Below are 25,426 nucleotides of genomic sequence, written 5' to 3' on the forward strand. Positions count from 1 at the left end.
TGTGCCCGTGCTGCAAAGTTGCATCCGAGAATCGGAACAAGTAGCTGAAGCGAGAAAATTTGACTAAATAAATTAACATCCGTCCCGCCATTGATGAATGAAATGTCCAGATAACAGGGTCAATCGATTTTAGATTTTAGATTTTAGATTTTAGAGGCGACCCCACGGATAAATGCGGGGCCTTGAGGATTTTTGATTTTCGATTTTGGATTGATTCCACGGATAAATCACGTGGCGGGTACCACCTTTGAAATTCCTGGTCAAAAACGCGCAGCAATAACGTCCGTTCGTCACCCTTCCAGTCTGAACTATACATCGTCAGACAATCGTCTGGTACAACATTCCCGTCCCTAAAAAAGATACCTTGCAGGACTTCAGGTAACTCCGCTGGATGTTCTACTTTCATCCAATTAGCGATGTCTTTTAGTTGCTTTTGTTCGATTAACATGGTATTATTTATCGTCAAAATAGTTGTGCTTTGGTTTCCTATTAGATCCCCCCTTGATTTCTGAGTCGAGCGATCGATAGTTTGTGTGGCGTGCGGTTTCAACTCACATCTTGCACCATTCTCAATAAGGCTTTTATGTGCGGGCAGGATGCCCAACCCCTACTCCCCACAAGCAATTAATTCTTTGTGGAACAGGCCGGAAAGCCTGTTCTTGAGAATTGTGTAATATCTCAGTTTCAACCGCTGTCTGATGCGAGCTTTTGGATTGATTACCGCCCCAAGTTAGGCTCTGAGGCTCGCCGCACTTTGCCTACCGTACTCACAACATCCACCAGCATCTTGAGTGCGATGTCTTTACCGGGGCAAATCCGTCCCGCACTCCGATCGCCCACGGAATGAAATCCCATATGAAAAGGGCACAGATTCTCCCGCTTAGCGTTGAATTCGTATACCGTAGAGCCCCAGAAACTCTCGTCTAGCAGCCCCAAACTGAGCGGTATCAGTACCTTGGTTCCGGCAGGGAAGGTGCGCTCTTTGCCCGCTACCGTTGCGGTGAAAGGCTCTGTCGCGACTCGGTGCGTGGCAATGACGGGGGCCCCGAGGCGCGCGCATTCCAGGAGGAACAGCTCGATCGACTGGCGATCGTCCAAATCGAGCCGATCCCAAAAATCAGTCGGGTTAATTTCGGCCGTCTGCTGTCCTTTATAGGCGGGGAGAGGGTGATATCCCATTGCCGTGTAGCCTAGCTGCAGGGGGCCTTGGAGTCCCGCTATACCCATAATCGATGTCATCAGCTTCGCCAATTCCCGCTTAGTCATGCCGTTGTTTTCCGAGCTCTCCTCGAAGTCGGCTAAGGCTGGGGAATTTTCATAGATAGTCGCTGCACGCTCGATTAGAGTGGACAAATCCCCGTGTCCAAACAGGTTCAGGCTTTGCAGCAGGTTCCCGATGACGGCGAAGTAGTGCAGTGGGCTGTGGCGGATGTAATGTAATTCGGTGAGGAGTTCGATCGACTCCTCGTCGTCTGGGTTGAGCCCAAAGATGACGTAGTGCAGGTATCGGACTAAAAATCTCTTCCAACCGCGCTTGACATCGGTAAAAAACGCTCCCCCCGCACCGTGTGGCATTTCGGTATAATCGGCTGCTAGCGTCGTGAGCAACCGTCGCGCGATTTCGTCTCCCTGGCGATCCGTTGTGGCACTGTTGAAGAGATACTTCTGCATACAGCTTCGGAATGCTGCGTGGTTGCTGCTAGCATCAGTGGCGCGATCGGACAAAGACAGCAGGAAAAGGTTCCTACCGCCGACATCTTGGTTGGGCGCGCGATCGGGATCGAGTACAATAGTACCCAGCCGCCAGCCGCGCGCCTGGGGCGATGTGAGTGCTTTTTCCAGCGTTGCAAACTCGGACATCACGACTTGCCCCGCGCAGCAAAAATTGGCTCCGAAAGCCTGCCGTTTTACTGGCAAATACGTGGGTTCGTTGGCAATCAAACCCTCAATCAGGGCGATCACCGGTAGCATCGTTTTGCTGAGACTTTCTTCCGGGTTTTGCAAAGCCCAAGCCTGAAACTCATTCAGGGCCGGGTTCATCAGCGATGAGAAAATAGTATCTAAATTTAGGTTCATCATAATTCCTCCGAGATCCACTCGCCATAACCCGCTTTGCATTTAGCAGCAAGAGGGTATTGAGTGGCAATTGAGCGGGTATTGAATCCCACTTAATTGCCCAAATAAGTAAGTATAACTATAGCCATTTTTATTTGTAAACGCAGTGGCAATATAGATATAGTTTTACTGAATATGTCTGCGCCCAAATCTAGCCTTGTCCCGGAGATTGAGTGAAATTTTTAACGATTGCTGGTAAGTAGATATACTTTCTGCATCTAAAGTATTAGCCCCAATCTCTGAGAGCCACACCTAACCGTAGATATTTACAGGAACTCGCCCCTACAAAATACTATAGTTTTGTTTGTGCTTATATATTTAGATATAATATTTTAGGCTTCTGTATGCTTCTGAATTTAATTGAATAAAATCAGATAATTCATTACTGAGTATTATTAAATAATAGAGCTAAAAATCCCCAATCCCCACTCCCCAATTCTTCACTTCTTAAATTATTCAATCAATTGAAATTTCCAATCCCCAATCCCCAATTCTTCAATCTAAAATCTAAAATCAAATGCAATCCCCAATTCTAAAATCTAAAATCTAAAATCTAAAATCTAAAATAAAATGACGCCCGCTAAAGTTTCCCAGCAGTACAAAAGCACTTTACAGGAAACCCGCAGGCGTCAATATCAAGCAAACTTAAATCTTAGAAAAGACCCAGTGTGAAAGATTTGTCGATCGGGAAAATAGCACCAATACCCAACCACAGAGTTACCGCAGTTCCCAACAGGAAAACTGTAGTAGCAACAGGGCGGCGGAACGGATTTTGAAACTTGTTAACGCTTTCGATGAACGGAATCAAAATCAAGCCAAGGGGAACAGCAGCCATGCAAGCAATACCCAACAATTTGTTAGGCAAAACCCGCAGGAGTTGGAACACAGGCCACAAATACCATTCCGGCAGAATTTCCAGCGGAGTAGCAAAAGGATCAGCCGGTTCTCCAACCAAAGCCGGGTCGAGTACAGCCAAACCGACGCAAAGAGCAAACGTTCCCATGATTACTATAGGGAAAACGTAGAGCAAGTCATTAGGCCAAGCTGGTTCGCCGTAATAGTTGTGACCCATGCCCTTAGCGAGCTTAGCGCGGAGCGCGGGATCGCTCAAATCTGGTTTTTTGATAATAGACATAGTGAGAGTGTTCTCCTTTTAGTTTTACCCGAGCCTGGGATTCCGCTGTATTCGTTAGTCTGAATCAGCGGGGCGATCGCAGGAAGTATTAGCCGTAAATAAATATCTTGAGTGATGAATTCTGAATTTTCAACTCACAATTCAGCGGGGGGGCAAAAAAAATACCGCCCCCACAACTCAAAACTTACAACGGGCCAGAGATACCTTGCTTGCGAATCATCAAGAAGTGAGCCAGCATGAACACTACAATCAGCCAAGGCAACACAAAAGTGTGCAAGCTGTAGTAGCGAGTCAAAGTGCCTTGACCGACGCTGACACCGCCACGCAGCAGTTCAACCATCAAAGAACCGACAAACGGGATGGCTTCGGGGACGCCCGAAACGATTTTAACCGCCCAGTAACCGATTTGATCCCAAGGCAGCGAATAGCCGGTCACGCCGAAAGAAACAGTGATGACTGCCAAGATTACTCCTGTCACCCAGGTTAACTCGCGGGGCTTTTTGAAGCCGCCTGTCAGATAAACCCGGAAGGTGTGCAAAATCATCATCAGTACCATCATGCTGGCAGACCAGCGGTGGATGGAGCGGATCAGCCAGCCGAAGTTGACTTCATTCATCAGGTATTGCACTGAAGAAAAAGCTTCTGCTACCGTCGGACGGTAATAGAAAGTCATGGCGAAGCCGGTGGCAAACTGGATCAGAAAGCAAACTAAAGTAATTCCGCCCAAGCAGTAGAAAATATTGACGTGCGGGGGTACATACTTTGTAGTGATGTCATCGGCGAGCGCCTGAATTTCCAGGCGTTCCTCAAACCACTGGTAGGTTTTTGAGTCGGTGATTTGTTTAGAAAACATGGAGCCAGAATTCCTAAAAGAATATTGCTGTGGTTGAGGTTCAGGGCAGCAGCCACAAGGTTTTTTGTCGCCCCGCGCCGAGCAGCTTGCTTTTACTAGCAAATGCCTGAGGCTATTTTTTAAATTTGGAGCTGACGAAAGGAACTCTCTTGTGCGATCGCCTGCAAGCCCTGGGAAACTAAGCGGTGGCTTGTCCCTACTCGCTGGCGTTGCCCGATCGAATTCCAGACTGTGATAAAAAATGTAACATAATTGCCGTGCAATTTTCACGCCCCCGATCGCTTTTTGGACACTTAAAAGGCTTTTTTGGGAATCTCAACATCCGCCCAAGCTACTATGCGGGTAGGGCTGAGCTACAGAAAGCAGTCCGAGCCGGAAACCGGTTTGCCGGGAGAGGCCAAATTTCATCTCGATCGTAAAACTTTACCTTTTGGGCCCAAACGCCCTCATTGTCGATCGAGTAACCCGAACCGGCTCGATCGTACAATCGAATCTTGTTTTGTAGTCAGGACTGCAGTCTTTACTAACAAAATCTGCTGGCGGCAACCTGCGTATTTCCGTAAAAAAAGCCGGTGATTGCCCCCATCCGTAAAGTCCTATCACAATTGAAAAGAAAGCAAACTTTCCACAAAAACTGGCAGTATTGGCGAGAAAGGAGTGGGACGCGGCGGTATCGGGAAGGGAATTTCAGGAAGAGACGGGAAGGATGGAAAGTCTCGCGATGGCGGTGTAAATCCAGTCGAAACGATCGCGCAATCGGATAGACTCACATCTGTAACATTTTTAACGTCGGCGATTAAATCCGATCCGACAAATATCCGAGTTCCCCGTGTGATACCGTCATCATAAGATTCAAATCGGTAAGAGAAGAAGTTAGGACCATTACGATCTTGTACGAAACCAACGACTTGAATTTTGTCACCTTCGACCCGGTTAAAATCCTCAATAACGGCATGGCGACCTTCACCGCCATAGAAGAGGTAAGGGCGGGCATTTGACGAACCGAGAACAAATACGTCAGCTTCACTTTGCCCGATTAAATAATCGATTTGTTCTCCTATTGATGAAAAGCTGTAACCCAATATGATGTCCTTACCCGGCCCGCCAATCAGGGTGTCGCTGCCTTCATTTCCCTCAAGCAAATCGTCTCCTGCATTGCCGTTAATGTAGTCATTATCTAAGTCACCTCTTACAGTGTCGTTCCCACTTTCTCCCAACAGGCGATCGTTACCTTTGCCGCCCATTAGCAAGTCGTTGTTGCTGCCACCAAACAAGCGATCGTCTCCATCTCCTCCGATCGCCGTATCATTGCCTTGACCGCCGTAAAGACAGTCATTGCCAGCCCCTCCCAAGATACTGTCGTTATTGTTTTCTCCTCTGATTAAATCAGCGCCTTCGCCACCCTCAAGAAGATCATTCCCAACACCTCCTTCAATTTTGTCATCGCCTTCGCCACCGCTGAGACTGTCGTTACCAGAGTAGCCCAAAAGGCGATCGCTACCGACTCCACCTGCGAGACTATCATTTCCTTCTCCGCCATCTAAAGTGTCATTACCACCCAAACCAGATAGAGTATCATTGCCTCCCAGCCCGCACAGGGAATCATCGCCAATTTCACCGGCTAGCAAATTATCGAAATTGTCACCGCATATAACTACCATAAACTTGTCCTCCTGAAAACTATTTCACAATTACAGTCACTCAATTTTAGATTTTGGCTTCTTCCCGTCCACTCAATTTTGAATTTGGGATTTTGTAAAGATTTTAGTCCTGATATCAAGTCTCTTAGCATCGGAATTATTCCTATCTCTCTTCTCGACATCTGCGTGAATCAGCGTCCATCCCTTGTCCGGGGCGGTTAATACATTCTCTTTTTTTTACCGCAGATGATGGCAGATAAACACAGATTAACGCCGATGAATTAGAGCGATTCCGGTTGCACCATCCGTGATTGTTGAACGAATTTCAGGGACACAGGCAAATCCTGTGTCCCTAATATTTTAAATGAAATTGGCGATGCTAATTTGGTTAGCTGTCACGCCATTGATAGCAGCTAAAATTTCACCAGTTTCTGTCAAGCTGATTAAAGTTGCACTGTTGCTAGGGATAAGAGAAAGTTGCGAGAAGGTTAAATTGTCGGCAAGTGCTAGGAAGTCGATACCGGCTTCAAAATCAAAAATGATATCGCTGCCAGAATTGGCTGAAATTAAGAAGCGATCGCTCCCATTTCCTCCTATCAAACTGTCATCGCCGTTTTCACCGCTGAGAAAATCTGATCCGTTACCGCCGAGGAGAATATCGCTAGCTTGACCGCCGTAAAGACTGTCATTGCCTTCACCTCCACTCAAGCTATCTTGACCGCGATTTCCAAATAGGATATCTTCCCCATTATTGCCGAACAAATTATCGCTTTCTTTGCCCCCGTAAACAGTGTCATTGCTGTCGCCACCGTCGAGGGAATCATTGCCTTGATTGCCGTGTATCCAGTCGTTGCCGCCCAAACCGCTGAGAGTATCATTGCCGCGTTGGCCGGCCATTGTATCGCTGCCGCTGTCGCCGGAGAGGCTGTCGTCGCCGTCAGTACCCGTGAGATTGGAGTTAGCTGCGATCGCATCTATTTCTCCTTCAATCACCGCAACGGCAGGTGTATCGGGCAATGTCGTTTGTTGAATTGTGGTATCTAACGCAGTACCAGTATTTTCGGCAATAACTTGGGCGATCGATTTCGTACCTGTACCGACTGCTTTTAAGTCTTCAGAGGTTGCGCCTAGGGCTACTTTTTGCACGCGGGCAACTTCTCGGTTAATTGAAGCTGTTGCAGTGTTGGATACAACTTGGTCAATGCGCTGATTTGCTTCGGCCATTACCTTAGCTGCATCGGGGGCAATTTGCAACAATTGCTGAGTGTTTAAATCCGAGTCAAATTGTTGCGCTGCTGTGGCGGCGCGATCGACAATTGTTGCTAACTGGTTGGCATCGCCCAGATTGAGAGTTGTCCCCGATTGAATTTGTTGAACGATCGCACTTACAACTGCTTTTACGGTGTCGGTATTATCCAGAATCGACCCACCGTCTATTAAAGCAGCAGTTTGGGTAATGACGTTTTGTACCTTGACCATTGCAGTCAAAGTTTCTACTCCACCCGCGATCGCGTTTTCGGTAGCTGCGATCGGATCTAAGTCAGTGATGTCAACATTAGCGGGAATTGAAAGAGCAGATTTGACGAGAGATTCGGCGCGATCGCTCTCAATTCCCTTGTCAATTAAATCCGCTACTAAACTGGTTAACAGGGTGACAACTGTAGCGTAAGGCGGGGCAGTGACAGGCGTTTCCAAAGGCAAACCAGTTGCCGTATCAATGCCACCAAAAGCCACAATATTGCCTTCTTCCGGATCGAGTTCGCCGTTGCGATTTTTGTCAAAATTTTCCAAGGAAATATCGAGTTCGTATTCACCTTTTGGGCCAGTTGTTGCAGAGGGTTCGCTAGCATCAAGTTCGCCATTTTTGTTAGCGTCTAAGAAAACTGTAGCCCCAGCGATGTAGCCGTCAATAACAGAACCTCGACCTCGATTATAAAGATCGAAAAATGCTATATCCGATGCACCAGCAGCATCCCTTGCTGTTACTCGAATCCAGTAGTTGCGATTGCGCTGCAAGCTATCATCAACCCTGAAAGTGCGACTGGCAGGATCGAAAGTCATGCCAGTTGGTAAGGGGCTAATGCGACTCCAACTTGTCGGGATTGGCGATCGTCCGCCGCTGACATTTCGCCACTCGAAATTGGTGACATTTTCATACCAATCAGCAGTGTAAGTCAGCGTATCGCCCGGATCGGGGTCAGTGAAAGTGTTGTTTTGAAAAGTAAACTGCAATTGAGGACTCGCACCCGGTTGCAAACGCAAACCTTGTTCGCGGAACGGAATGTTTAAAACAGGCGGGCGGTTGACACCAGGACTCAGATTCAGATTAATATAACCTGACGATCCGCCGAAGCCATCTACTGCTATTTTGTAAGTCGTACCCGCAGTAGCAGTAAAATTGACTCGACTGGTTTGACCTCCAGCAGGGTCGTTATTATTGCTAGCAACAGTTGTTAAACTAGAAACAGAACCGCCAGTGTAAACTCCCAACAAAGTATCGAAGGAACTGCCGGCCGTAGAAACTGTTACCGCGCCAGAACTTGGGGCTGTCCAAGACCACCAAATAGATTTACCGCCGCTGTTACCTGCATGGTTTAATTCTCCTGTTTGTTTAGTGCCGTTGACATTTAAACCAGTTGAGGAAAAAGAACTACCCGTGACAGTTTTAGCATTCTCAAGATTATCGTTTGAGTGCCGCCAATTAGCAGCATAAATAGCAGTATTATTCAGCGTCCGAGCATTATCTGTGGAACTCGTTCCTGTGGGTTCGCCGAGATAAGTGCGATCGGGATTGGACCAGCGATTGATCCGCGTAATGGGAGGATCGGGACGGCGGGTCTGGTAAGACATGATGGTGCGGAAAGTGATTGGATCGGTGGTATCCCGATAGCCGTAAGCATAGGGATAAGCGCCAGCACTGCTTGCATTTTGTTCATTATGATGAGCACCTTGGTTATGCCCTAGTTCGTGGGCAAAGGTGTAAGATCCTGCTGCATTATTCCTCTTGACTACAGTAAAGGCTGAATTTGCAAACCCATAGCTAGGATCTGTCATTAAGTAACCTATACCGCCGTAGTCTAAGCTATCAACAAATAAGCTCACCATGTCGGCCGAATAGGTATTCCGCAGTTGGTGAACTTCGTCTATAAAACCATCGGAAGTATTGCGAAGCCTGTTTAAATCTGTGCTGGCATTGCCACTTTCTGTGTAGTCTATTTCCTGTCTGTGTACTATCCGTATCCGGTGATTGACGCCACTGTTTTCATAACCTAAATTTGTTTCAGATTCAGCCAGGTCAATCAAGGTATTCATGGCATCAGTACCTCCCTCAGCATCTTTGGCTGCTGCGGTATAAACGACCATGACATCTATTACTGCGGGGTCGTCACCGGTCAAATCTGGGCTGCTGTCTGGAAGGTCAGCAAAACTGTCGCTGGGAACGGGAACTGCATCGCTGTCTTGATGAACGTCGGGAAAAGCTGCTTGGTCGATTTCTCGAATGCTGTGCAGACCGTTACCGGCGTAGCGAATTTGGTAAAATTTGTCTTTGTACCTGATATTGCCGATCGCAACGCCATCTTTTTTGCTATTAGTTAAGATGACTTCACTGTCATCTAAAGCACCTTGAATACGACCGATACGCACCCAACTTTCTCCATTGGATGAGGATGTTACCTGATCGAAGATTACATCAAAAGATGTATCGTTAAATAAGTTAATGTTGAGCGGCCCCTCGTCAAAATCCTGCTGCGGGTCATCTATGAGACCAAAATTTACATTTGATAACCGCTGGCGTTTAACAGTAGGGTCATCAAGGTCTGGTTCTGCGACAACTTGCCCCGGTGTTAGGGGAATCAATAAAGAATTGCGTTTGCCAGCAGCAGTATTATCCGTGCTGGTAACGATCGCATCTGCTGCATTTAAACCGGAATAATTGCGATCGTTGCTGACAGAAGGTTTGGTAACAATGCTGTAAGTTTTATCACCGTCAACAACCTTGTCATCAACACCAGTTACCGTCACCGTTTGCGTTTGATTCCAATTAGCAAAGTTGAAGTTCAGCGAGGGTGGAGAAACTATGCCTTCTGCTGGATTGGAACTTTCTAAATCAATTCTGACATCAGCAGTTGGCGGAGTATTTAGTTTGACTGTAAATGTTGCTTTACCTCCCGCTTCTGTGGTGACTAATCCTGATGTCGGATCGACAGTAATGCCAGCAGGTATCGTCGGCGGCATGATTACTGGCGGTAGTGGAGTTGGCGTTGGTGGAGTTGGCGTTGGTGGAGTTGGAGTTGGTGTTGGTGGAGTTGGTGTTGGTGTTGGCGGTGTTGGTGGAGTTGGTGTTGGTGGAGTTGGTGTTGGTGTTGGTGTTGGTGGAGTTGGTGTCGGTGGAGTTGGTGGAGTTGGTGTCGGTGGAGTTGGTGTTGGAGTTGGTGTTGGCGGAGTTGGTGTCGGTGGTGTTGGCGGTGTTGGTGTTGGCGGTGTTGGTGTTGGCGGAGTTGGTGTCGGTGGTGTTGGCGGTGTTGGTGTTGGTGTCGGTGGTGTTGGCGGTGTTGGTGTTGGCGGTGTTGGTGTTGGCGGTGTTGGTGTTGGCGTAGTTTCGTTATCAGTAATGGCGACAGTAACAGGCGCGATCGCAATTCCGCTATATTTCGCGTCGTTACTTGTTACCGCGTGATTGATTGTGCCACTGTGAGTACCTTCTATAACTGTGTCATCCGTCGCAATCACAGTTACAGTTTGGGCAATATTCCAATTAGCAGCGTCGAAACTAATGGGGGCGATCGCACTTATTTGATTCCCCCCGTCAAAGCTGACTGTTACCGGCGCTGTTGGCTGCGAATTTAGCTGAAGTGTATAAATTCCCGTTGCACCGCCTTCTGCTGCTGTGGTACTGGCGGGATTAACGGTAACGCCGACAGTATCGCTGTCGCTGTTAGTAACGCTGACATCGGCAGCACTGAAATTGCTGTAATTGCTGTCTGTACTAACAGCAGCCTCAGTGACAATAGTGTAAGCAATATCGCCGTCAGCAATATTGTCGCCAACACCTGTCACCGTTACCGTCTGCGCCTGATTCCAGTTATTGGGAGTGAAACTTAAGGTATTAGTAGAAACTGTTCCCTCCGCAGGATTGGAACTGCTTAAAGCTACCGTAACAGGTGCCGTAGGTTGAGTGTTGAGGACAACACTGAAATTTGCCGTACCTCCAGCTTCTGTTGTAGTTAATCCTGCTGTGGGATTAACGGTAATGCCTGCAGTTTCGTCGTCGCTATTCGTAATGCTGACATCGGCAGCACTGAAATTGCTGTAATTGCTGTCTGTACTAACAGCCGCAGCGGTGACAATATTGTAAGTTTGATTGCCGTCAGCAATATTGTCGTCAACGCCTGTTACTGTTACTGTTTGGGGCGCACTCCAATTGGCGGGAGTGAATGTCAGCGAGGGTGTAGAAACTGTTCCCTCGGCAACATTGGAACTGCTTAAGCCAACAGTCACGTTAGCAGTTGGTTCAGAGTTGAGTTGGACAGTAAATGTTGCTGTTCCTCCTGCTTCTGTTGTAATTAATCCGCTAGCGGGATTGACGGCAATTCCAGCAGTGTCGTCATTAGTAATAGTAGTTGTCGCACTAGCAGTACCAATTGTCGAACTGCCGCCGGGAAGACCGCCATCAGGCAATGTGACGGGATTTGATAGAGTGACGGTAATAGTTTCGTCTGGTTCAACGCTATCATCACCCAACACATCGAGGGTGACAGTTTTCGATGTTTCGCCAGAGGCAAAATTAATCAGACCAGTCGTACTTGCTGCGCCCGAAGTGCCGCCGATATTGTTGTAATCGCTGCCGTTGGTTGCAGTGCCACCAATTGCATAATCGACAGTCCCTGCTGTATCAGTACCGCCACTGCGACTAACAGTAAATATCAGTGGATTTGTGCCGGCGTTGCCTTCAGGAACAGTACCAGCACTAGCACCAACTGTGTAAATAATCGGATCGTTAGCAGGAATTGTTAGGGTTGTTTCAGAGATTGTACCTCCAAACCCTCCTCCTCCCGGACTCGTACCAAAACTCAAGACAACTGCTTCATCTATTTCTGCAAGGTTGTCTGGTTTGATAGTGACAGCTATATTTTGAGTCAAACTGCCGCTACCTGCGGGAAAAGTGAGAGTATTAGTAGAAAGAGCATAGTCAGAATCTTGAGTCGCTCGTGAGGTAGCAGGAGGAACGGGCAAGACAGTTGCGATCGGTACAATCAAGTCTGTAAATCGTAAACCGTCTTCGAGTGTCACAGGAATATTAACAGTCGCATCTGCGTCTCCTTCAAGGCTGCTGTAGGCAGAATTAGCAAAACTTGCTTTCAATAGCACATTCAACAGAATTGAAACTCTGTTACTGTTGGTATTGGCGACAGCAATATCTGGTCTGGTATCAGAGTTAAAATCTCCAACCGCGATCGCGCTCGGAGTGAGTCCCCCGGTATTATAATTAAATGGCCCGTTAAAGGTTCCTTGACCGGTTCCAGTTAAAATTGAAACATTATTAGAAGCGGCGTTCGCTACAGCTAAATCCGGTTGACCGTCAGCGTTGAAATCACCAACTGCAATATCATTAGGACCTGACCCAACATTAAAGTTAGCAGGATTGCTAAAAGTGCCTTGACCTGTCCCTGATAAAATTGATACGTTCTGGCCTGCGGTTACAGCCAGATCGGATCTGCCGTCAGCGTTAAAATCTCCAACGGCGATCGCGCTGGGACTTGTGCCGACACTCAAGTTGGTTGGATTGCCAAAAGTGCCTTGACCCGTACCGAAAAAAATAGAAACGCTGTTAGCCGGATTCCCGTTAGTGGCAGCGACATCGAGATTGTTGTCGCCGTTAAAATCTCCGATCGCGATCGCTAAGGGGCTGATTGCAGTCCCCACATTGTTAAACTCACCAAAAGTTCCTTGATTATTGCCTAAAGCAATAGAAACTTGGTTCTCTTCTGCCACAACTAAGTCAGCGAAGGTGTCTTGATTAAAATCTCCCGCAGCGATCGCCTCTTTAGTGATCCCAGGGCCAAAGTTGTTAGGATTGCTAAAGTTGCCTTGCCCTGTTCCTAAAAAGACATAAGCCCCTCCTCCTATATCGCCGCCAATTGCTACCGATACAGCTAAATCGGGAAGCGTATCCCCATTAAAATTGCCCGCAACAATACCGCTGGGAGATCCTCCACTCCCCAAGGTCAAGTTAGTAGCAGTTCCAAAATTACCTTGACCTGTTCCCAACAAGATCGACACACTGTCAGAACTTCTGTTAGCTACGGCTAAATCGAGAACACCATCTCCGTTCAAGTCCTGGCTAACAATAGCTGTAGGGAGATTTCCTGTTGTCAAGCCAGTAGGTGTTTGTTTAAACGTATTGAGAACGTGGCCGTAAGCTGCGATCGCTTCTGGCCCAAATGCAATGCCAGCTTTAATTGTCCCCGCTGTCACTGCCAATTCCCAGTCGCCGCCACCTTCTGCACAACCTGTCAGATTCTCAGAAGCAGCAACACTTGCCCCTGTTAGTTGACTCAGGCTGTTTACAAATGCTTTGCCTATATTTCCTTGGCCAACATTGCAGCCGTAGATCATAATTTCGGCATTTGCTGTCAGCGATCGCGCCCATCCTTGGACTGCTTGCACGAAATTACTGGCGCGATCGCTCAAATTTTTCCAACTCAATTCAACGTTCCCCAGTTGCACGCAACCGGGTTGCCCGTGGGCAATAATGTGAATTACTGAAAATTTCCTTCCCTGCAAAGCTTCGGCAATTTGTTCCAGGCCGTTGCGGTTTGACTCTAATTGAATTACTTCGGTTTCAGGGATAACGCCGTCGATTAAGGTTTGAGGGTCGGGGACGGCAGCATCGATAAATGCGATCGCTTTTGAGGAAAGCTGAGTCATTGACTTTAGGGAAACAGCCGTTGGGGCGATCCCTAAGTCTGGGATGTTTAAGTCTGGGATGTTATCGTTATTACAGTTTTCGGCACTGAGGGATTGGGGACTTGTGCCGGCAGGAAACTTGGTACCAATACTGAAAGTAGACATGATTAATTTACCTAGCTGATACTTCGGGTTTATGTGATGCGAGCAAGTCTACAAAAGCACCAGCTCTGCTGTATTGTAAATTCTTGCGGAAAACTTGCGAAAAATATAATTTTCTTGCGGAATTTATCCCTATTTGATGAAGAATTGTAACAGCGCCGGCGGGCTGGGGTTTTTATACGACAAAACTTACGCCTAGATACCAAAGAAACCGGGTTTTGTACCAAAATACACAGGTTTCCCGATCGGCTAAAAAACCCGGTTTCTGAACCCCCGCAAGCCCTATGCGAAAATACTTTGCAACTACAAACTGCTTTTAATGTGACAGAGGCTTGAGTTTTGTTAAAGCCGATCGCGATATTGCTTAGGAGTCAAACCGACAATTTTGCAGAATGTCTTACTAAAGTGACTTTGGTCGTGAAATCCCACTTGCTGGGAGATATATTTTATTGATAACTTCGGTTTTTTCAACAACTGTTTTGCTTTTTCAATTCGGCACTGGGTCACGTACTGATGGGGGGTTAATCCAGTCGATTGTTTAAACATACGGCTGAAATGATAAGAACTAATGTTCACTAAATTAGCAAGTTCACTTAAGTGCAAATCTCGGTTTATGAATTCATTAATGTAATGAATAACTAATTGCAATTGACCGGGGTCAAGACCGCCTCCAACATCTCGCAGGTTCGGTTTTTTCGCGCCATAGCGGTGCAGTATGTGCAGTGAAAGCGCGTTTTTTAGTGCATCGACATAAAGAGTACCGTTTAATCCGCCTGATTCCAGTTCGGTTTTGAGAGCCCAGGCAATTCCGCTAATCAACGGATCGCGGGTTTGCCATTGCGGTATAATTTCAATGGAATTTGAATTGATCGATTCGCCAACTGTATTGTCGAAGTCGGTAGGTTCAAGAGCGATCGCCATAAATTCATAGTCTGCTGCTGCAACTGACTGGAAATAAGTACCAGCAGCAGCGATGAACATCTGCCCACTTTGCCACGATTCGCTACCGCAGTTTTTCCCGTTCAGTGTTCCTTTTAGTGTGGCTGAATTGAGCATCAAGCCAACCGTGTGCTGTTCGAGACAGTGTTCGGGACATTCGTTTGGCGGCTGAGAGTGATATTCGACATGAATTCCTTGCCACTTTGTGCCGTGACTCGACAGGATTGCGGGGCGCGGGAGAATCACTTTCATCGCGTCTGTCTTGGCAAAATCAAGAATTAGTGGTTTCTGTGGGGACATAGCTGGCACCGACTGGACGAGTTGCTATTTTGTAGTTGACAACTCCTCGCCGTATAACGGCGAGGATTCTTCTAAGCATCCGAGTGCCTTCGGGACTGACCGTCGGGAAACAAATCTGAGTTAAATCTGCAACAGCGTTCCGAGCGTACAAACGTAAAATACATAAAATGTAATACTTACTGGTATTTTACAGAAAAATCATGCACAGACGAGTTTTCCAGATTGCTATTGTACTTTGCCTCCAAGTCGTCCTAGTTCTAGGTGGGTGGGCGCAGCCTGCCGCGGCGCTGACTCCTGAACAGCAGCTATTGAGCGAAGCTTGGCGAATTGTTAACCGCTCTTATGTGGACGACAGCTTTAACTCTCAAAACTGGTGGTCGATTCGCCAAAAAGCTGTCAAGCAACCGCTTAACGACAGACAGCAGACTTACACGGCGATTCAGGGGATGCTGGCGAATCTCGACGACCCCTTCACTCGACTACTGAAACCCGAACAGTACCGCAGTTTGCAGGTCAACACTTCGGGAGAATTGACGGGTGTGGGGCTGCAAATTGCGATCGACCCCCAGACAAATACCCTGACTGTGGTGGCTCCTTTGGCCGGCTCACCGGCGGATAAAGCTGGCATCCAACCCCTCGATCGCATTCTGAAAATTGACGGCACTCCTACCTCAGAATTGAGCCTAGACGAGGCTGCAACTCGAATGCGCGGCCGCATCGGCACTCCTGTCACCCTCACCTTGGGGCGCGAGGGAAGGGACGCTGCTGAGGACATTGAGCTAGTGCGCGATCGCATTGCTCTGAATCCGGTTTACGCCGAATTGCAGTCGGGGTCGGAAAATTTGCCGGTGGGCTACATTCGCTTGAGTCAATTCAGCGCTAACGCCACTGAAGAAGTCGCTCACGCGATCGACCGCTTGGAAAAACAAGGAGCCGCCGCCTACATTCTCGACCTGCGGAACAACCCGGGCGGACTGTTGCAAGCAGGGATTGAAATTGCCCGCCTGTGGCTCGATTCCGGGACGATCGTCTACACGGTGAACAGACAAGGCATTCTCGGAAGTTTTGAAGCCTCTGGACAAGCCCTAACTAACGATCCGCTGATTGTTTTGGTGAACAAGGGAACTGCCAGTGCTAGCGAAATTTTGGCGGGTGCGCTGCAAGATAACGGCAGAGCTCAACTGGTAGGAGAAAAGACTTTTGGCAAAGGACTGATTCAGTCGCTGTTTGATTTGTCTGACGGTTCTGGGTTGGCCGTGACTGTTGCTAAGTACGAGACACCGAACCATAAAGATATTAACAAGCTGGGGATTGCGCCCGATCGCGTAGTGCCTTTGGAACCCATCGCGCGCGATCAAATCGGCACCGCAGCAGACTTGCAATATCAAGCTGCACTGCAACTACTGAAAGAAAAAACCGTGCTGGCAAAGTCAGTATAAGCCTGAGTTTGAAGTTTTGAGATTGCAATAGGTGACAATACGCAGGTCTGTCTGTCTCTGCGTTTGCTTCGCCACGACAGACAAGAATCATCAAAAAAACTCTTTTATTTAAAAGTGATATCAAGTCCGACAGATTCATCTGTCATTCTTCGCTGTGCGAACCAATGACATACAAGAATGATGCACATCGGACGTGATATCAAAACCCAAAACAGCCGTTCCCTTAAGGTTGCGGGGTTGATTCCTCGGCTTCGGGCACCTCGGCTTCTTGCAAAATTACCTGACGCTGCTGCGGGTCAGCTTGGTTGCTTTGCTCTTGCATCACAGTTTTAGCAAGACTAGGGTCAAAGTAGCGGTTAAAGTCCGAGCGCGACTGATTTACTCGCCCTTGGGTAAGATTGACTTCAGCTTGGATTTCGTGCAATTTTTCTTGCACCGCCCGGTAGTGAGGCCAAAGCTGAACCAAAGCAGAAGTAGCACAGACTGAAAGTACCATGTTGACTGCCAACTTGACCCCTGTTTCAGCCGCGAGGGTTTGGTGAGGGTAGGAACGCTGGCGGCGGCTGCTGCGACGAGGAGTAACCCGAGGGGAGTTTTTTACAGGACGCAGTGGGGTAACGGGGGGTTGAATCGCTTGCATAATTTTTTTCAAATACCTGAGACTGACGTTTTAGAGTTCACAAGAGCAAATTCTGAGCTTAACGCACACTCGCCGCTGTTTGTCAGGGTGCTGACAGCCAAAATTGTTGAGACAAAGGTGACGCCTTAAGACGGAATTTTCCCATAAAAATGCCTGCCCTTGCAGTCTCGTCTTGCGGAACACAAACAATCTACTGCACTGGGGCAGCAATTGTCTGTATCTGTAATGCGAGAGATTTAACTGCTCAGGCAGGCGTTTTGCGGTTCGCAACTGGTGTCTGGAAACTATTTGTACAGTTCAGTTGACAACCGGAAAGCCAAGATTCCGGGAATCAAAGCAATTACGAGCGCTACGTAGACTTGGGTATCTGTTAAAGACATATTCGCAAAACTCCTTTTCGCGGGGACGAGCTTTCACTAATTTGAGACAAATTGGCGCTTTTGGGAATCATTTGTTACAACTTGCAACACAAATGCTGCCTCCGGGGAGGAGTGGCCTAGTGGCGCAGTGGCGCAGTGGCGCTGTTTTTGAGTGTCGGAGGGGGAGAATTTTTCCTTGTTTCCTGGGACTGCTTCCTTCCGACGTTGTTGGGACGATCGCCTCGCACAGAACTACCGCGTTAGGTTAAGATTTAACTAATGCGAATGGGAAGTCTTGCGCTCTACCGAAGGTGAGCGTCGGGATGAAAACGCAGCCCGAAAATAAATTGAGCGAGAGCGAATCAATATCCTTTTTGTGCGCTATGATAATTTTATCGGTATTCTGCAACCTTGATAAATGTATAAAGCTTACAAGTACAGAATTTATCCCACAGATGAGCAAGATGTCTTGCTTGCAAAGTCTTTTGGCTGTGCGAGATGGTTCTGGAACTATGCTTTGAATCTATGTCAAGAAACTTACAAGAATACTGGCAAAGGACTATCTAGGGCATACATACAAGGCTTGCTCCCTGCACTCAAAAAAGAATACGAATGGTTAAAAGAACCTTATTCTCAATGCTTGCAGGTGGTTGCATTGAATTTATCTACTGCCTACAAAAACTTCTTTGACAAGATGGCGATGCTGCCCAAGTTCAAAGCCAAGCATGGCAGGCAGTCGATCAGCTACCCTCAAAATGTCAAATTCGACGGTGACTATATCAACCTACCTAAGATTGGTTTAGTTTTCTGTCGGCGACATCGTGATTTTCAGGGCGATATCAAGACCGTTACCGTATCTCGCAACCCGGACGGTAAACATTTTGTTTCTGTTTTGATTGACGATGGGAAAGAACAGCCTGAGTTAGTCCCAGCAGATAAAGCTATTGGCATTGACGTAGGGTTAACTCATTTTGCGATTACCAGTGATGGTTCTAAGTTCGGCAATCCCAAGTATTTCGTCAAACGTCAACGAAACTTAAAACGTAAACAACAAAAGCTCGATCGCAAAAAGAAAGGCAGTCAAAACAGGAAAAAGGCAAGACGGGCGGTGGCAAAAGTTCACTCCAAGATTGCCCGATGCCGGGAAGATTTTCTACAAAAGCTATCCCGCAAGATAGTTAACGAAAACCAAGTTATTGCAGTAGAAAATCTCAATATCAAAGGCATGGTCAAGAATCATAATTTAGCCAAAGCCATTAGTGATGTTGGCTGGGGTATGTTCTGCACAATGCTTAAGTACAAGGCCCAAAGTGAAGGTAAACAATACATTGAGATTGATCGATGGTTTCCTAGCTCAAAAACTTGTCATGCCTGCCTAAATCAAGTTGAGCATCTCACTCTTGATGTTAGGGCATGGACTTGTAAACATTGTGGTACTCATCATGACCGTGATGTAAATGCAGCCCTCAACATTAGAAATGAAGCCTTGCGGATTTTGGCGTTAGGAACTAGCGCTTCTGCCTGTGGAGGGGATGTAAGTCGATCTGGCAAAACTTCGGTTTTGTTGGACGCGCCGCCCCGTTGAATCAGGAAGCCAGCGCTGTACCAATGAAGTGGTCAGCGTCTGGTAGTTCACGTGAAGGTGACACTAATGTTAGACAGAGCGGGTAATTTGTGCTGCGCTCGATCCTTGGCAATCTTAGGTGCACAAAATAGTTAATGATAGATCAATTTCTCGACGCTTCACCCAATTTTGGAGTTGACGGCTTTTTATTATTGTTGGTTTTGGTGGCTTTGGAGGCTGTACTTTCGGCTGACAACGCGATCGCCCTGGCGTCTATTTCTAAAGGTTTGGAAGATGCCAAGGATCAGCAAAGAGCTCTCAACTTGGGTTTGATAATTGCTTTTGTACTGCGGATAGCCCTCATTTTAACGGCTACTTGGGTGATCCAATACTGGCAGTTTGAACTGCTTGGTGCTCTCTACCTGCTGTGGCTTGTTTTCCAACATTTTACTTCAGAGACAGACTCCGAAGGAGAACATCACGGGCCCAGATTTGCCTCTGTGTGGCAAGCAATTCCCATGATTGCTTTTACGGATTTAGCGTTTTCATTGGATAGCGTTACTACTGCGATCGCTGTTTCTGATAACACTTTTATCGTCGTAACAGGCGCTACTATTGGAATTATTGCCCTGCGATTCATGGCCGGGTTGTTCATCCGCTGGCTGGATGAGTTCGTTCACCTAGAAAGTGCTGGTTACATCACAGTTGGGTTCGTGGGAATGCGGTTGTTGGTGAAAGTAATTAATCCCGATTTAGTTCCTCCGCAATGGCTGCTAGTTTCCAGTATCGTCTTGATGTTTGTCTGGGGATTTTCTAAGCGTACTCCTGAGTCAGTCGAGATTGCAAAATCTCTAGAAATGGCTCTGAATCAGCCGGATTCAGAAGTTGCTGTGCCAGAATCGCAAGGACAGAAGTCCGAAATTTAACATACTTTCATTTGAATAAAATTAGCTTAAATCTGTCAAACCAACCAGATTGAAGGCTGGTCAAAACGTGCAAAAGCCTTTCATCCCCAGACTAAAGTCACCGGGATGAAAGGCTTTTATGTTGTAATATCGTTTCCTTCAGTAGCCGATCGAACTTATAGGAGTACAATTGATCCCATGGGAAGCCAGTTATCAAAATCAGACTCAGCAATGGGGAGGCTGGTGGGATAGCGAGGGGAATTTTTTGCTGACGGGATTGGTGGCATATTGGCGATTGCAGGCGATCAGATTTGAGCCTTGCTGGTGGCTGTATTTCTTGAGGAGAGGGAAAGAGGGCGAGTGATTGGAAGGAGTTGCAGGCGATCGCATTCACCTGTCGGGAAAAAATGTAACCTTCCTGTTGAGTGGCTGCAAATAACCTTTTCTACATAGGACAACGGTTTTAGATTCTTTTTCGGAGAGGTCTATTAAAGAAATTAGCCATTAACTATGGCCTAGGCTTACCGACAAAGAAAGCTAAGGGAGAATTATCACCACAAGATAACCGAACTTTAGAACCAATGGGAAAAACATTTCCTGTGGTTGTGAGTGCATATAACTTTTCGCCCGAAGGTGTTTTTAAACAATAACGATTTTCTCTACCTAAAAATTGGCGATCGCAAACCACAACAGCCGAATCTTCATCTAAGTATAAACTCAAGTCTTCCTGCCGGATCATCAATTCTCCTTCAGTAGAAACATCACAGGGAACTTGTGAACATGAATCTCGTTTAACAGCAAAACAACCTACTTCTGTTTCCCAAAAATCCTGCTTCAGCGATGCAGACACAAAATTAGCTTGCGTCACAAACTCAGCCACAAATCGAGATGCTGGTTCTTGATAAACTTCCTCTGGAGTGCCAAACTGTTCTAATTGGCCTTGACGCATCACCGCTACCCAATCGGAAATCGAAAGTGCTTCTTCGCGATCGTGCGTGACAAATACACCAGAGGTTCCCGTTGCTTTGAGAATCTCGCGGACTTCCTGACGCAATCTTAACCGTACTTGTACATCTAAATTACTCAATGGTTCATCTAGTAAAATAATCGCAGGTCTAGGGGCTAACGCACGGGCCAGGGCCACTCGCTGTTGCTGACCCCCGGATAATTCATGGGGATAACGGTTTTCCAACCCTTCTAATCCCACCAACGCTAATGCTTCGGTGACACCTTTCTGAATATGATGCTTTGACTCTTTTCCTTGATGCGTTAAGCCAAAAGCTACATTTTTCGCGACTGTCAAATGGGGGAAGAGTGCATAGTCTTGAAACACCATACCAATGTCTCGCTGTTCCGGCGGCATTGACATATTAACACTGGCTACAGTTTTCCCTGCTAGGGCGATCGTCCCTGCTTGTAGCTGTTCAAAACCCGCAATTAACCGCAGCAACGTTGTTTTCCCACAACCCGATGGCCCCAACAACCCCAGTATATCTCCTTGATGTAAGGTCAGGGTGACAGATGCCACCGCAGGTGATGCTGCTTGGGCATACTGTTTTGTTACACCATCCAAATGCAGAATTATCGGTCGAACCATTATTGCTATAAATAATCAACAACTTACTATTCTACAATAAACCAGTTTAGTGATATAAATTGTCAGAAAGACTTGACAAATGTTTACACCGACTGATAAACTAGCAAGCTAGACAATTTACTAGCGATGAAAAATTCCCAACAATCACTACAGCAAACAGGAATCAGGACAATCCAATGGCTATCGACCTTACGCGGTTTATCCGCTAGTGGGTGGACACTTGCGGTTATCGCTTTAGCATTGCCGATCGCCATACCAGTCATCAGTGTCTTATCCAGTATCTTTTTTGAAGCTAAAGATACATGGCAACATTTAACCGATACAGTTTTAACCCGTTATATCATCAACTCTTTATTGTTAATGATCGGTGTAGGCTTTGGTGTTGTCGTGATTGGCGTAGGATGTGCGTGGCTAGTAACAATGTGTCGCTTTCGGGCTAGTCGCGTATTTGAATGGGCATTACTGTTACCCTTAGCGGCCCCAGCTTATGTCCTAGCTTATATTTATACAGACTTTTTAGAATTTTCCGGCCCAGTTCAAACTGCTGTGCGTTATATTTTTGGCTGGAGTTATGGAGACTATTGGTTTCCTAACGTGCGATCGCTCCCAGGAGCAATATTAATGCTAATATTAGTTTTATATCCCTACGTCTACCTATTAACACGAGTTGCATTTTTGGAGCAATCAACTTGTACCCTAGAAGCTAGTAGAATCCTGGGCTGTAGTCCTTGGCGGAGTTTTATTACCGTTGCCTTACCAATGGCAAGACCCGCAATTGTAGCAGGTTTAGCACTGGCTTTGATGGAAACTCTCAACGATTATGGCACTGTTCAGTATTTTGGAGTTGATACATTCACCACAGGTATTTATCGGACTTGGTTTGGCATGGGAGAACGAATTGCAGCCAATCAATTAGCTGCGCTGCTATTATTATTTGTTCTCGGTTTAATTTTACTAGAACGCTGGTCGCGCAGTCGGACTAAATATTATCAAGCTAGCAGCCGCTATCGCCAATTACAGACTTATCAGCTTAAAGGAATTAGGGAAATTTTAGCGGTAATTGCTTGTTTAATGCCGCTGTTTTTGGGTTTTTTATTGCCAGCCAGTCTTTTAGTAAAGTTGACCTTAGCTAATTGGCAACTCACTTTAGATGAACGTTTTTGGATCTTTGCCCGTCATAGTTTAATCTTGGCAACCCTGACAGCTATTTTAGCCGTAATTATTGCCTTGATTATGGCTTATGGCTTACGGTTATACCCTAATTTAGGAGTGCAGTTAGGAACGAGAGTTGCGGCAATGGGCTATGCTGTACCTGGATCTGTGATTGCAGTGGGGATTATGGTGCCCATTGGAAAATTTGACAATCTATTTGATAGTTGGATGCGTGAAAACTGGGGAATTTCTACAGGCTTGCTGTTAAGCGGTACGATCGCAGCTTTGGTATTTGCTTATATAGTTCGCTTCCTTGCTGTTTCTTTAAATGCGGTAGAGTCAAGTTTGAGCAAAATTAAGCCTAATTTAGATGATGCGGCGAGAAGTTTGGGTTATAGCCCGATGCAAACTTTAGTTACAGTTCATACACCAATGATGACGGGAGGTTTACTAACTGCCATGATGTTAGTATTCGTTGATGTCATGAAAGAGTTACCTGCTACTATAATTATTAGACCTTTTAACTTTGATACTTTGGCTGTGCGAACTTATCAACTTGCCTCAGATGAGCGATTGGCTGAAGCTTCGGGCCCAGCATTGGCAATTGTTTTAGTGGGGATGTTACCGGTGATTTTATTAAGTTGGAAAATTGCGCGATCGCGCAAGTCTTCAACAGAGTTAACAGTTAACAGTTAACTGTTAACTGTTGCCATTATTCCTTTGAAAATCAAGATGATTAATAAAAATTCAGCAATGTTTACCCGCACTACTGGCACAATTTCCTTGTTACTACTTACTATTTTTGTCACCTTTGGATGTCAAAAACAGGCGGCGGGTCCCCTCGAAACATTACAAAAAACTAAGCAATGTCCAGGATGTGACCTGACTGATACCAAGTTAAGTGACATGGATTTAACAAACGCTAATCTCAATGGTGCTAAGTTGGAAGGTGCAATGCTAGAAAAGGTCAAACTTAATGAAGCCTTACTCGATAGCGTCAATCTCAAAGGTGCAAATTTAAAAGGTGCTTCTCTGGAAAAAGCAGGTTTATTTTCGGCCGATCTCACAAATGCTGATTTGAGTAATGCAAATCTCAAGGGGGCTTTTTTGCGAGGGGCAAAACTGAATAATGCCAATCTTAGTAATGCCAATTTAAGTGAAACAGACTTAAATAGTGCTGATTTGACTGGGGCAAACCTGAAAGGGGCAAACCTGAAAGGCGCTATCATGCCGGATGGTAAAATTAAAAATTAAAGTTGATGGGATTCGGCGGTTTCAACCGCCGAATCACAAAGAGTAGCTTTTTGTTCAAAAAGCCTCTATTTCCATCCGGCCCGATCGGCAACCTTTAAAGCTTCGGGGTTATTTTTCCCATACACATCAGGGTTGAGAGGGTCAGATTTGAATGTACCAAAACTTGCCACTACAGGATCGATCGCCACACCTGAAATCACAGGGTATTCATTATTACTCCTAGCAAAAATTTGTTGCGCTTCGCGACTGGCTAAGTGTTCCAAGAATTTGGTCGCGCCTGCTTTGTTACGGGAGGTTTTGACTACACCCCCACCACTAATATTGACGTGGGTACCGCGATCGCGCTGGTTCGGGAAAAATACACCTACTTTCGCCGCGATCGCTTTTTCTGCTGGATCTTTCGATTTCATTAAGCGAGCTACATAATAGGTATTAACAATGGCAATATCGCCTACCCCATCAGCAACAGCCTTGATTTGCGCTGTATCATTTCCCTCTGGAGGACGCGCAAAATTAGCGACTAATCCTCGCGCCCAAGCTTCTGTTTTTTGAGCTCCATGAGCTGCTAACATAGCCCCAACCAGAGATTGATTATAGATATTAGTGGACGATCGTACTAAAACTTTGCCTTTCCACCGAGGTTCTGTCAGCGCCTCATAGGTTGACAACTGGGTAGGGTTCACCTTGCTTTTGTTATAAACAATCACCCGTGCCCGGCGCGATAGACCAAACCAGAAACCTTGAGGATCTCGCAAACTTGCTGGAATTGCCGATGTCAGCACTGTTGAAGACACAGGTTGCAGAATACCTGCTTGTTTTGCCCGCCACAAACGCCCACCATCCACCGTGATAAAAACATCAGCAGGGCTATTTGCACCTTCACTTCTGATCCGTTCAATTAGTTGGTCAGCATCCGCCTCAACGAGGTTAACCTTAATCCCAGTTTTTTTGGTGAAGCTTTGGTACAACTCATTATCAGTATCGTAGTGACGTGCTGAATAAAGGTTGAGAGTCCCGGTTTGGGCTGCGACAGGGGCTTTTTTGCTTAGTTCCCCCACGGCCACGACAGCCATTGCTGTACCGCTGGCAAGAAAAATACGCCGAGAAATGCTCATTGTTCTATAATGATAGATTTTTTCATCTGGTAATTGACACGATGGTGCATCCACAGCCATCTATAGTCAGTGCTTTACTATATTAATGCAAGTAATTCTTATTTGATGATCGAGATCGTAACTATTTTGGGGCTGACGCACTGCAGGTCAATCGATTTTAGATTTTAGATTTTAGATTTTAGAGGCGACCCCACGGATAAATGCTCTTTCTTGAGGATTTTCGATTTTCGATTTTGGATTGATTCCACGGATAAATCACGTGGCGGGTACCACATGAAGAAATTCGTGGTCAGAAATCCGGTCTCGACTTCGCTCAACCGGCAGTTTTTTTCCGAAAAGACTTGGTTAT

General features: G+C 46.5%; 16 protein-coding genes. 5 read left to right on the forward strand and 11 right to left on the reverse strand.

The window, feature by feature from the left end; genetic code table 11:
* Window positions 1–136: 136 nt before the first annotated feature.
* The 7 genes from QT992_RS02880 to QT992_RS02910 form a co-directional block, all read right to left on the reverse strand.
* Window positions 137–448, reverse strand: a complete 312-nt coding sequence (locus QT992_RS02880) for a hypothetical protein (protein ID WP_333336905.1) — start codon at window positions 446–448, stop codon at window positions 137–139.
* A 269-nt stretch (window positions 449–717) separates the two neighbouring features.
* Window positions 718–2,079 (reverse strand): cytochrome 450, encoded by a 1,362-nt coding sequence (locus tag QT992_RS02885; RefSeq protein WP_333317345.1) that lies wholly within the window; start codon window positions 2,077–2,079, stop codon window positions 718–720.
* A gap of 688 nt (window positions 2,080–2,767) precedes the next feature.
* The gene (gene petD, locus QT992_RS02890; RefSeq protein WP_333316370.1) at window positions 2,768–3,250 is read right to left on the reverse strand and encodes a cytochrome b6-f complex subunit IV; all 483 of its coding nucleotides are present in this window, start codon (window positions 3,248–3,250) and stop codon (window positions 2,768–2,770) included.
* Between the two features lie 184 nt (window positions 3,251–3,434).
* Window positions 3,435–4,103, reverse strand: a complete 669-nt coding sequence (gene petB / locus QT992_RS02895; protein ID WP_172190423.1) for a cytochrome b6 — start codon at window positions 4,101–4,103, stop codon at window positions 3,435–3,437.
* 599 nt (window positions 4,104–4,702) lie between these two features.
* A complete protein-coding gene (locus tag QT992_RS02900; RefSeq protein ID WP_333316372.1) occupies window positions 4,703–5,764 on the reverse strand; it encodes a calcium-binding protein in 1,062 nt (353 codons plus the stop codon).
* Between the two features lie 339 nt (window positions 5,765–6,103).
* Window positions 6,104–13,816 carry a DUF4347 domain-containing protein gene (locus QT992_RS02905; RefSeq protein WP_333376497.1) on the reverse strand — a complete coding sequence of 2,571 codons (7,713 nt, stop codon included), beginning with the start codon at window positions 13,814–13,816 and terminating at the stop codon, window positions 6,104–6,106.
* Between the two features lie 339 nt (window positions 13,817–14,155).
* Window positions 14,156–15,052 (reverse strand): AraC family transcriptional regulator, encoded by an 897-nt coding sequence (locus tag QT992_RS02910; protein ID WP_333205290.1) that lies wholly within the window; start codon window positions 15,050–15,052, stop codon window positions 14,156–14,158.
* A 200-nt stretch (window positions 15,053–15,252) separates the two neighbouring features.
* On the opposite strand from QT992_RS02910, the gene ctpA reads away from it, so the two are divergent.
* Window positions 15,253–16,491: a carboxyl-terminal processing protease CtpA gene (gene ctpA / locus QT992_RS02915; RefSeq protein WP_333376499.1), complete on the forward strand. Its 1,239-nt coding sequence runs from the start codon at window positions 15,253–15,255 to the stop codon at window positions 16,489–16,491.
* Window positions 16,492–16,714: 223 nt separating this feature from the next.
* Here ctpA and QT992_RS02920 read toward each other — a convergent pair whose 3' ends face one another.
* Together QT992_RS02920 and psaM are read right to left on the reverse strand one after the other, a co-directional pair.
* Window positions 16,715–17,131, reverse strand: coding sequence for a slr1601 family putative cell division protein (locus QT992_RS02920; RefSeq protein ID WP_333376501.1), 417 nt, complete (start codon window positions 17,129–17,131; stop codon window positions 16,715–16,717).
* Window positions 17,132–17,415: 284 nt separating this feature from the next.
* Window positions 17,416–17,511: a photosystem I reaction center subunit XII gene (gene psaM / locus QT992_RS02925; protein ID WP_015174804.1), complete on the reverse strand. Its 96-nt coding sequence runs from the start codon at window positions 17,509–17,511 to the stop codon at window positions 17,416–17,418.
* A gap of 397 nt (window positions 17,512–17,908) precedes the next feature.
* Between psaM and QT992_RS02930 the strand changes: the two genes are divergently transcribed.
* Window positions 17,909–19,075: an RNA-guided endonuclease TnpB family protein gene (locus QT992_RS02930; RefSeq protein WP_333376503.1), complete on the forward strand. Its 1,167-nt coding sequence runs from the start codon at window positions 17,909–17,911 to the stop codon at window positions 19,073–19,075.
* Between the two features lie 134 nt (window positions 19,076–19,209).
* Window positions 19,210–19,980 carry a TerC family protein gene (locus QT992_RS02935; protein WP_333376505.1) on the forward strand — a complete coding sequence of 257 codons (771 nt, stop codon included), beginning with the start codon at window positions 19,210–19,212 and terminating at the stop codon, window positions 19,978–19,980.
* A gap of 487 nt (window positions 19,981–20,467) precedes the next feature.
* On the opposite strand, the gene QT992_RS02945 is transcribed toward QT992_RS02935, so the two are convergent.
* Window positions 20,468–21,556, reverse strand: a complete 1,089-nt coding sequence (locus tag QT992_RS02945; RefSeq protein WP_333376507.1) for an ABC transporter ATP-binding protein — start codon at window positions 21,554–21,556, stop codon at window positions 20,468–20,470.
* A 126-nt stretch (window positions 21,557–21,682) separates the two neighbouring features.
* Between QT992_RS02945 and QT992_RS02950 the strand changes: the two genes are divergently transcribed.
* Entirely contained in the window at window positions 21,683–23,404 is a 1,722-nt protein-coding gene (locus QT992_RS02950) for an iron ABC transporter permease (RefSeq protein ID WP_333376510.1), read from the forward strand.
* A gap of 36 nt (window positions 23,405–23,440) precedes the next feature.
* Window positions 23,441–23,962, forward strand: coding sequence for a pentapeptide repeat-containing protein (locus tag QT992_RS02955; protein ID WP_333376512.1), 522 nt, complete (start codon window positions 23,441–23,443; stop codon window positions 23,960–23,962).
* Window positions 23,963–24,027: 65 nt separating this feature from the next.
* Here QT992_RS02955 and QT992_RS02960 read toward each other — a convergent pair whose 3' ends face one another.
* Complete coding sequence (locus QT992_RS02960; protein ID WP_333376514.1) at window positions 24,028–25,077, reverse strand: Fe(3+) ABC transporter substrate-binding protein; 1,050 nt, start codon at window positions 25,075–25,077, stop codon at window positions 24,028–24,030.
* Window positions 25,078–25,426 lie beyond the last annotated feature (349 nt).

The sequence above is a fragment of the Microcoleus sp. T3_D1 genome, assembly GCF_036700405.1.
Classification (GTDB): domain Bacteria; phylum Cyanobacteriota; class Cyanobacteriia; order Cyanobacteriales; family Microcoleaceae; genus Microcoleus.